The following is an 8,697-nucleotide window of genomic DNA, read 5'->3' as shown; positions in this document are numbered from 1 at the left end:
TTCCTGTATTGTTCATACTTTTCTTTATGTACAAATATAGGACCTTGAACGGAAGTTGTATGTTCTGACTGTAGATTACTAAGTAGAGTTACCATCACAAGTACAAGTTTCTTTACGTTTTCTGAATTTGTTTCTACTGCGTATCTATTCTCTAATATATAGTTAACGGACTGTCGCATCTCTTCAATATCCATAGAATATTTGCCCTCATCAATAACGTCGCTTGAAGCATACAAAACCGCATAAAACATAGATGCTAAGTCATTTTTTCTTTGAAGATTTGGAAGTAATTTATTCTCCATTTCTTTATCTACATACTTTGAAATCTCGATTATCAGTTCTCTGTAATCTCCGCTAAACACACCTGCTTCTATGAACTCCCCTAACCCAGAAACATAAGTATAAAAACCTTCAGGTAAGTGATCTTTTCCCATTAACAAGTTATTTTTAGCAACAAATTTTTTTATTATATCCTCCCAACCTTCCCATTGGATATTAAAATGTTCAAAGGTGGGGATAGAAATTCGTGTTCCATCGTGTTCGTATGGTACTATTATAGATATTTCTGTTTCACCCGTTGAATAATGATCCCATCCTGCAATCCACACAACCCTTTGATAATTTATAGTTTTTGGCTCATTAACAATACCTATGTTCAAACTACTGATCTCAATTAATATCGTTTTAATGTCGGTTAAAATCTTCATAGCACTAATAATGTTTACTTGGCTACGTGGGTTATGTTTTGCTTTATTATATGAGTCTCGGAGTTTTTGTAAATTTTTTATTGAATCCCTAGAGACCCCTAAATTATCCAAGTCTTTAATTAACTCATAGAAATCATCTCTATTTCTCCTATTTCCATAAACTGCCTCTTTAAGGAATAATTCTATGGCAGATCCAATTTCTTTTAGAAATTTCTTCACATCATTTTCTGTATGATGACAACTTGATATTTTTAAGGCATTTGAATAAGCGTCATTTAAAGTATCAATAATCACTTCGACATGGGTTTTCATTCATTTACTCTCCTTTTTATCAATAAAGTTCTTTTTGTCAATTTCCATTTCTACCTTATCTTATTACATCATGAGAGAATGGGCTATTGCATTACCTCTTTAAAAATGCTTCACTTTTATCTTTAAATAACTGAATCCGAAGCTATCAGGCTTTAGTTAAATCCTAAATTTAATTAGAATTCAGTTGTTGCATAGTATACGTCTACTACGTAATATAAAGTTACTCCACAATCTGGCCCTTTAATTGAACAAGTCCTTAAAGTATCACATGAATACCATATACAAATCTAGTTAACATAAAGTCAATTTCCGGAACTTCCGAACTATAAAACCCCTTGGCTCTCAAGGGGTTCTAAATGGTCCATTTTTATCGTTTATACATGATTTTATACATGGTTGATTCATAAAAAAGGGATGTTTTATGCAAATTCTTCTTTCACTAAATCCCCCATTAGTTAAACAAATCTACTTATTTTTATTATGCAGTTCAAATGACTCTTCAAATTTATCCCATTTTACATTTACTTGTATAACTTCATCTTCGTTTACTTTTGCCCCACCTTCTGATTTTCCAAAAGAAGTAAATATTAATTCTCTAGGAGGATCAGTGAATTCCTTTGTTGATGTTTCTGCACTGCTACTTGTTTTAAAGGAGTATTCAAGTTTTTGCATGGAAGATAACTCTTCTAAAGAACCCTTGTATTTTAATACAAGATCATATCTATCTTCGTTAGAGTAAGTCTTTGTTCCGTCATTATCTTTCCATGTTTCTGTTCCTTTATAAGAATATTCAGCCTTCCAATGTTCACTTTCTCCAATAAATTTATAATTGTTGTTAGTAACTTCATCTTTATTCATCTCTTCTTTAGTAATTTCATTTTTAGTGACTTCCGTACAAGCCGTTAAAACTAATATTGTAAATAATAGCGTGAGTATTTTTTTCATTTTACCTCCCCCTCCATAACTCAAATTTACCACAATAATCCATTTTTTGATTCGACTAAACTGCTTCGTTCGTATTATAAGGTCAACCAGTAATTTTTACTGGCTGACCTTATAATACGAAGCACCCGTTTGTTTAAGTATAATTCCTCACAATGCCTCTTTGTATTGAACAACATATGGCGTGAACAAACAACCAACAATTAATATAAGAACTCCTATACCAATGGTCATAAAAACGTTATTGAAAGGAGAAAGGAAATTAGTAAATATCAATATTGGTAAAGTAGTCAGGGCTCCAAATGTAAATCTACCAAAAATGGTTATCTTATGTTTAGTACCACAGTTGTCACATTTAATTGGTTTATATGTCCACCAAAACGATTTAAAGATTTTACTCCAGCTAAATTGTGAGTTGCAGTTTTCACATTTTTGCAAACTAACCCTCCTTAAAATTTGATTTTGCTAAGCGATTAAAACCTTAATATACATTTCCATTTTAACATTTATATCCCATTCAATATTTCCAATTTCATTGAATTATCCTGTTTCCCGAATGTATGATTTTATCTATTTTCGTACATTCAAATTATTGATATCACTATGTTGTTTGTTAAAATAATATTTTCATACGTTGAATGTACGAAAATAGAGGGAATTCACGAAAGAAAAGAACGTGCAGCCATTGCGAACGGCCAAAGAAATCGAGGATATGAAATGGGCGCTGCGGCGATATGGTTCCGAACGGAACTATTTTTTGTTTGTCTTTGGGACCAATACCGGGCTTCGGGTCAGTGATATTGTTCCGTTGACGGTAGGAGATGTTCGAGATAAAAGTCATGTGGTGATCCGGGAACAAAAAACAAATAAAACGAAACGGTTTATGTTGCCGATCAAGCTATGGGAAGAGATCGAAGAGTATACGGATCAGATGAGTGATGCAGAGTATCTGTTTCCAAGCCGGAAGGGGAACCCCTACCCAAGCTTATCGAGCGCTTGTGGAGGCTAAAGAAGTACTAGGACGGGACGATATTGGCACGCATACGATGCGAAAGACGTTTGGGTATGCCTACTACGACGAACGAAAGGCCTAACGTTCTTGCAGAACATCTTTAACCATGCCGCCCCGTCCATTACTAAACGATATATCGGAATTACACAAGACGAAATCGACGAATCATTACAAGATTTCTCCTTATGACACGTTCAGAACTTATTCCTTTTTAAATTCAAAATTTCAACAAAAATCCTGCAGAAAGATGCAAGCATACCTCATCCTATTAATCTGACTTCCAATAAGTATATTTTTAACTAAATTGTAAAGTATAACTATTGATAATTATTATGAGGTGTAAATAAATATGGAAAAAAAATTAGAATTTAACGATGTTAAAGAACACTTTGAACATAGAGGTTATACCTATTCCAAAGCATTTATATCAATAGCAAGACTCCAATAAAATACAGGTGTCCTAAACATCCTGACAAAATACTAGAAAGAACTTTAGATAATTTTCAAAACAGAAAAGGCTGTAAATTTTGCGGTGCTTTATGGCTGCCAGGTCATGAGGTCTGAAGAACAGGTGGAGTCGGCAAAACGAAGGCTGAAGCCATTCTATTGAAAAGCTATGCCAACGAATATGCCGGGGGGCTGAAAAACTGGATATGGTGAGAATCGTTCCGAGAAAGGAACTGACAAATACCCGGATGTACGGGTCTAAAACCTCAACAAAGGGAAAACTATGTACCATCCAAACGATGGTGTGAGTGGCGTAGAGTAAAAATATGCTCTCTGAAATACGCTATGCCGAACTACGGCGGTATCTAGCTCACAGACCTACAGGGAAGCACCACCATATACGGAACCGTACGTACAGTGGTGTGAGAGGTCGGGGGTTATCCACCCCCTCCTACTCAATTATCCTACTTTATTAATGTCATCATCATCCGCTGTCAAGTCATCTAACGGTTTAGAATTCGTTTCTTCTCCTAATATTAAGGTAGATAACATACCTACTAGTAAAACACCTGTTGTCATTAAGAATACACCGATAAAACCATAGATTGGATACATAAATCCAATATAGATTGGTGCTAATAATCCGCCAATTCTTCCGAATGCGGAAGCGGAACCTGTACCTGTTGAGCGAATAATTGTCGGGTATTGTTCAGGTGTATACGTATACATACCTGCCATTCCGCCTACCATAAACAGTGATGTGAAAAATCCTGCTATAATAATGGTTGTTGATGTGTCTGCTTGGCTTAAAAATAAGGCTGAAACCGCTCCTAATCCTAGGTACGCGCAGATAACCTTTTTCCGGCCAATCTTGTCATTTAAAAAGGCTGCAGAAAAATAACCCGGTATTTGTGCAAGATAGATGAGAATCGAAAACATAAAAGATTTAGAAATTTCAAATCCTTCATTATAAAGAAGGGTCGGAAGCCATGTAAAGAAACCATAATAAGAAAAGATTACAGAGAACCAGAGAATCCAAACCATAACTGTTCTTTTCACAAACTTTTTGTTCCAAAGTGTAAAGAAGCTGCCTTTTGCTTTTGGAGGCTGTACAAATTCAGTTGGCTCTGGAAGTTTGCCGATATACTTCTCAACATTTGCTTCCATTCTGCTCATTTCTTTCTCAGCTTCTTCTAATCTGCCGCTAGATTCAAGCCATCTAGGAGATTCAGGTAATGTTCTTCTCCAGTATAGAACTAAAAAGATTGGCAGTGCAGTGATAATGAGAGCAATACGCCATCCCCAATCTTCAGACATCGGAATAACAAAATAACCAATAACCGCTGCTGCTACATAACCAAAAGAGTGGAACCCTGTCAATGCGCCAATATATTTTCCGCGATATCTGCTTGCAATTAATTCTGATAAATACGGCGCTAAGATAGCGCTTTCACCACCTGTACCAATACCAGCAATTACTCGCATCCAAAAGAAATGTTCCCATTCAGCCGCAAATGCACTCGCCAAGGTTGCAAGGCAATAAATGACAAGTGTATACATGATGACTTTTTTCCGGCCTATTTTATCGCCAAGCCATCCGGAGAAAAATGCTCCAAAAAAGTAACCGATTAATACAGAACTTCCTAAAATCCCAGCCTGCTCGGAAGTTAAACTCCACAGACCAATTAAAGATGGTAATACGAAAGCAACCATTGCGATATCCATTGAATCAAATGTATTACCGAATCCTGTCCTTATCAGCATCTTCCTGTTATACTTATTATCAGGGATCCGCTCAATTCTAGCTCCAATATTCGCCATTTTTTATCCTCCTCTTGGCCGAACAATCAATTACTTAGTTGTCTTTATGACTCCAATAAAAGATTGCACAATTAAACTTCTAATTTGCTTTAAATCCCATTACATCTGTTAATATTTTACAACGATTTTCAATCTTTCTGATAATAGGAAATATTCCGAAAAGTGTCGGCGAAAAAATATATTTTAAATTTATATTCTTATTCATTGATCTGGTATAGATGGGTATCTTCACTATTATTCCTATGTGTTCTAGCATAAGAGGGTTTCTTGTTCTGGGATTTCATTATGGTTTAAGGTAATTAGGATTGGTAATATTACCTCATCTAATCTTAGCAGGCATATATAAGGAAGAGTGTTTTCACATTGTTCAGAAATTTCCCCAATAAATCCTTAAATATTCGGCTGCTGGCTATTTTCTCCATTGACGAAGTTTCTATCTGTTAGTCACCGATTTTTTTCCGAATAATCTTTAATGAAAAATAAAATGTGTTCTAAAGGATTCTTCTCAGCTGAATCCTTTTTTATAAAAAGGTATTCAGCTGGGAACCCATAAAATTTAATCTAATAAATTCTAATTTATTTAGCTTCTTCAAAACCTGACCATTCTAAAATGTTTAGAACGTTCGTTTCAACGCAGTCTAACCAATCTTGAATATTTACCCACTCATCCGCGCCATGCAGGTTGCCGCCTTTTGGTCCATAAATAATTGCTGGCATATCCATATAAATAAGCGGGAAGCGGATATCACTGAATGTAGGCATTCCATATATTTCCGTTGTTCTGCCAACAACTTCATCAATATTTGATTTGACCATTTGCACAAATGGATGGTCTGGACTGATCTCCGCTGGGCTTGTATGCCATTCATAAGAAATTTCCGGCGGGTTTTTAGATAACCATTCATCATTAGCCGCAATTTCCTTAATTGCGTTTTCAATCTGTGCTTTCACTTCTTCAAGTGTTTCATTTGGCGGGTAGCCTATTGTTCCAGTTAATTCACATTCAGCCGGAACTTTATATGCCCATTCACCAGCATTAATCATTGCAGGTGTTAAATTACTTGAACGGACTTGCATATCTGAAGCGGCGAAATAACGTTCAAACGGAGCATAGCTGACAGTTTCTACGCGTTTATTGTCCAGTTCAACTAAAGCGTCATATATTTTCATCGCTTTGCCGATTGCATTCACACCAACTTGTCCGTTTAAGTTATGAGCGGCCACACCTGTCACTCTTACTTTAAAAATCAATCCGCCTGCACAAGCAATTTGTGGACCTGCACCAGTTGTTAATGGATGCGGATAAATACATGCATCTGCTTTAAAATTCCGTTCTTCAAGGTATTGAACCATTGCAACAGCTCCGCCGGCTCCGCCTACCTCTTCATCAACAACGGAAATGGTTGTAATATTTCCTTTTGGCTTTAGACCCATATTTTTAATAACCTGCAGTGCAGAAAGGATAGAACCGTATCCGCCTTTATTATCAGCTGTTCCTCTTCCGTACATAAGTCCATTTTCAATTACACCTTCAGTTGGCGGGTAATTCCAGTGGATCTCATCCCCAACCGGTACCGTATCAACATGTGTAAAAAGTAAAAGTGACCGTGCATCTTCTGATCCAGTCCATTTCCCAACAACATTCGGACGGTTCTTAAAACCAACTTTACGTTCTACATCTGACTCCGTATATTCCGGATGCTGTCTTACTTTCACTGGATCTGCTTCGAATGTATCTACTTCAAGACCAAGGTCTAACATAACATTTTTAATATGTTCCTGAATCGGCCCTTCATAACCAGTTTCACTTGGGATTTGGATTAATTTTTGAAGCCCCTTAATTAACTCTTCACGATTTTCTTTCATGTAAGTGCTTACCTTTTCACGTACTCCATTTGATAAAACAGTTGCCATTTAAAATTCCTCCAGTCGTTTAAGTTTTTTATGCAGCAGGCTATTCCAGTTGTTGCTTTTGCTTATATTCGATAGGGTACAAGACATTATTCTGAATCTTTTTACCCTTTAGAATATTTCTTAAAATAAATGTACCATGGCTTTTTTATTATTTAAAATACATATTTCGAAGGGTTTAATACTTTAAAAATATTAAAGTTTATAATTTCTGAGTTACAATGTATGAATTTAGCATGTAAAAGACTTTGCTGCTGCGGTATTTTGCAAAACAGCTCATATGTAATGAACATTTTTTCTACCCCCTATCCCGTTCTATCGTGAGAGGTATCCTAATGCTCAAAAAAACTTATAAAATACAGAAATTGTCGTATTTCCCCCACTGAAAATCGGCTGCGGATTTCATATCCTTTCATTCACTAATTTTCTCATTCTCGTTCATTATGACTTTCTCCTTTCAAGCAAAGGGGAAAGTCCCCTTTGCCTGTTAGTTAATTTTAAAGATAACCCTTTTCTTTCAAGCTGACATGCTTTCCAGTATGGGTAACTATCACATGGTCAAGGACTTCAATTCCAATAATTTTCCCCGCTTCTGCTAATCGCTTCGTTACTTCTATATCTTCTCGGCTAGGAGTGGGATCTCCACTTGGATGCTGATGAGCGACTATGATAGAAGCCGCATTATTTAGAACAGCACTTTTCAACACGTCCCTTGGATGGACAATGCTTGCGTTCAAACTCCCAATTGATGCTCTATGAAGCCCGATAACTTGATTTTTGGTGTTTAACATCATCACAAGAAATACTTCTCTATCTTCTTCATCTGCAATATATGAAACTGCTAATTCTTGTGCATCTCCTGGTGATACAATCCGATAAGATGAAAACTCTGATGATTCCCTGATTTCCTGTTTTATTCGTACTACTTCAATAATTGGGGTTAATGCCATTTAAAACACTCCTTTGTGGTTGTGATTTTGTACATTTCTTCTCCATTGATTTTCGGTCTGGCCTTTTGGACTTGTCCCTCCTCCTAAAGGCTTTTTCTTTAATGAATTTGGGGTTTTAAGTTTTTCCTTTTGTCTTTCGAAGCGAAGTTTGTTCCCCAAAGGAGGACTATTTTTCCCCTTTTGCAAGTAGAACGAAAAACACGCATAGGCAATGGGTCAAGGGCGATCTGAGCGCAAAAGTTTTTTATGTTGTGTAGCGTTTTTAATAAAAAAGTTTTGTGCCCCTTGACCGATTGACTAGGCTTCTTGGCTTCTGGCCGGAAGGTTCGGGTGTCCTGCCGGCCAGAAGATTAGAAGCCTTGCGCTGTTTTACGATTCGGAAGGCAAAAGGGAAAAATAATCGAGTAGGGGGAAGATAATTTATATATTTTCTCCCCTCTCACACCACCGTACGTACGGTTCCGTATACGGCGGTTCAATTTATATTACAGTGTGTACTATTAGATAACGTTCTAAAGCAGAGGGAAATCCCCTCTGCTTTAGTCTTTTGTTTGAGATTGCTCTTTGAACAACTTTTGATAGTCCGATGTACCGA

At 36.5% G+C, this 8,697-nt stretch carries 6 protein-coding genes and 1 pseudogene; 1 reads left to right on the top strand and 6 read right to left on the bottom strand.

What is annotated here, in order from left to right:
- From HNP81_RS23315 to HNP81_RS24845, 3 genes are all read right to left on the bottom strand, one after another.
- The coding region (locus HNP81_RS23315; protein ID WP_182504146.1) for a hypothetical protein at positions 1–1,019 on the bottom strand (1,019 nt) is incomplete at its 3' end.
- Positions 1,020–1,484: 465 nt separating this feature from the next.
- Positions 1,485–1,964 carry a membrane lipoprotein lipid attachment site-containing protein gene (locus tag HNP81_RS23310; RefSeq protein ID WP_182504147.1) on the bottom strand — a complete coding sequence of 160 codons (480 nt, stop codon included), beginning with the start codon at positions 1,962–1,964 and terminating at the stop codon, positions 1,485–1,487.
- Between the two features lie 147 nt (positions 1,965–2,111).
- Positions 2,112–2,399 (bottom strand): TIGR04104 family putative zinc finger protein, encoded by a 288-nt coding sequence (locus HNP81_RS24845; RefSeq protein ID WP_182504145.1) that lies wholly within the window; start codon positions 2,397–2,399, stop codon positions 2,112–2,114.
- A gap of 238 nt (positions 2,400–2,637) precedes the next feature.
- Between HNP81_RS24845 and HNP81_RS23300 the strand changes: the two are divergent.
- Positions 2,638–3,162, top strand: a pseudogene (locus tag HNP81_RS23300) (tyrosine-type recombinase/integrase).
- 717 nt (positions 3,163–3,879) lie between these two features.
- Here the strand turns inward: HNP81_RS23300 and HNP81_RS23295 are convergent.
- From HNP81_RS23295 to HNP81_RS23285, 3 genes are all read right to left on the bottom strand, one after another.
- Complete coding sequence (locus tag HNP81_RS23295; protein ID WP_028390169.1) at positions 3,880–5,241, bottom strand: MFS transporter; 1,362 nt, start codon at positions 5,239–5,241, stop codon at positions 3,880–3,882.
- Between the two features lie 576 nt (positions 5,242–5,817).
- The gene (locus HNP81_RS23290) at positions 5,818–7,155 is read right to left on the bottom strand and encodes an ArgE/DapE family deacylase (RefSeq protein WP_182504144.1); all 1,338 of its coding nucleotides are present in this window, start codon (positions 7,153–7,155) and stop codon (positions 5,818–5,820) included.
- A 494-nt stretch (positions 7,156–7,649) separates the two neighbouring features.
- Entirely contained in the window at positions 7,650–8,102 is a 453-nt protein-coding gene (locus HNP81_RS23285; protein ID WP_182504143.1) for a JAB domain-containing protein, read from the bottom strand.
- Positions 8,103–8,697: the final 595 nt, after the last annotated feature.

Source organism: Peribacillus huizhouensis (genome assembly GCF_014138605.1).
Taxonomy (GTDB): domain Bacteria; phylum Bacillota; class Bacilli; order Bacillales; family DSM-1321; genus Peribacillus; species Peribacillus huizhouensis.
Note: the sequence above shows the minus strand (reverse complement) of the source record. Positions and strands in the feature narration are given on the sequence as shown.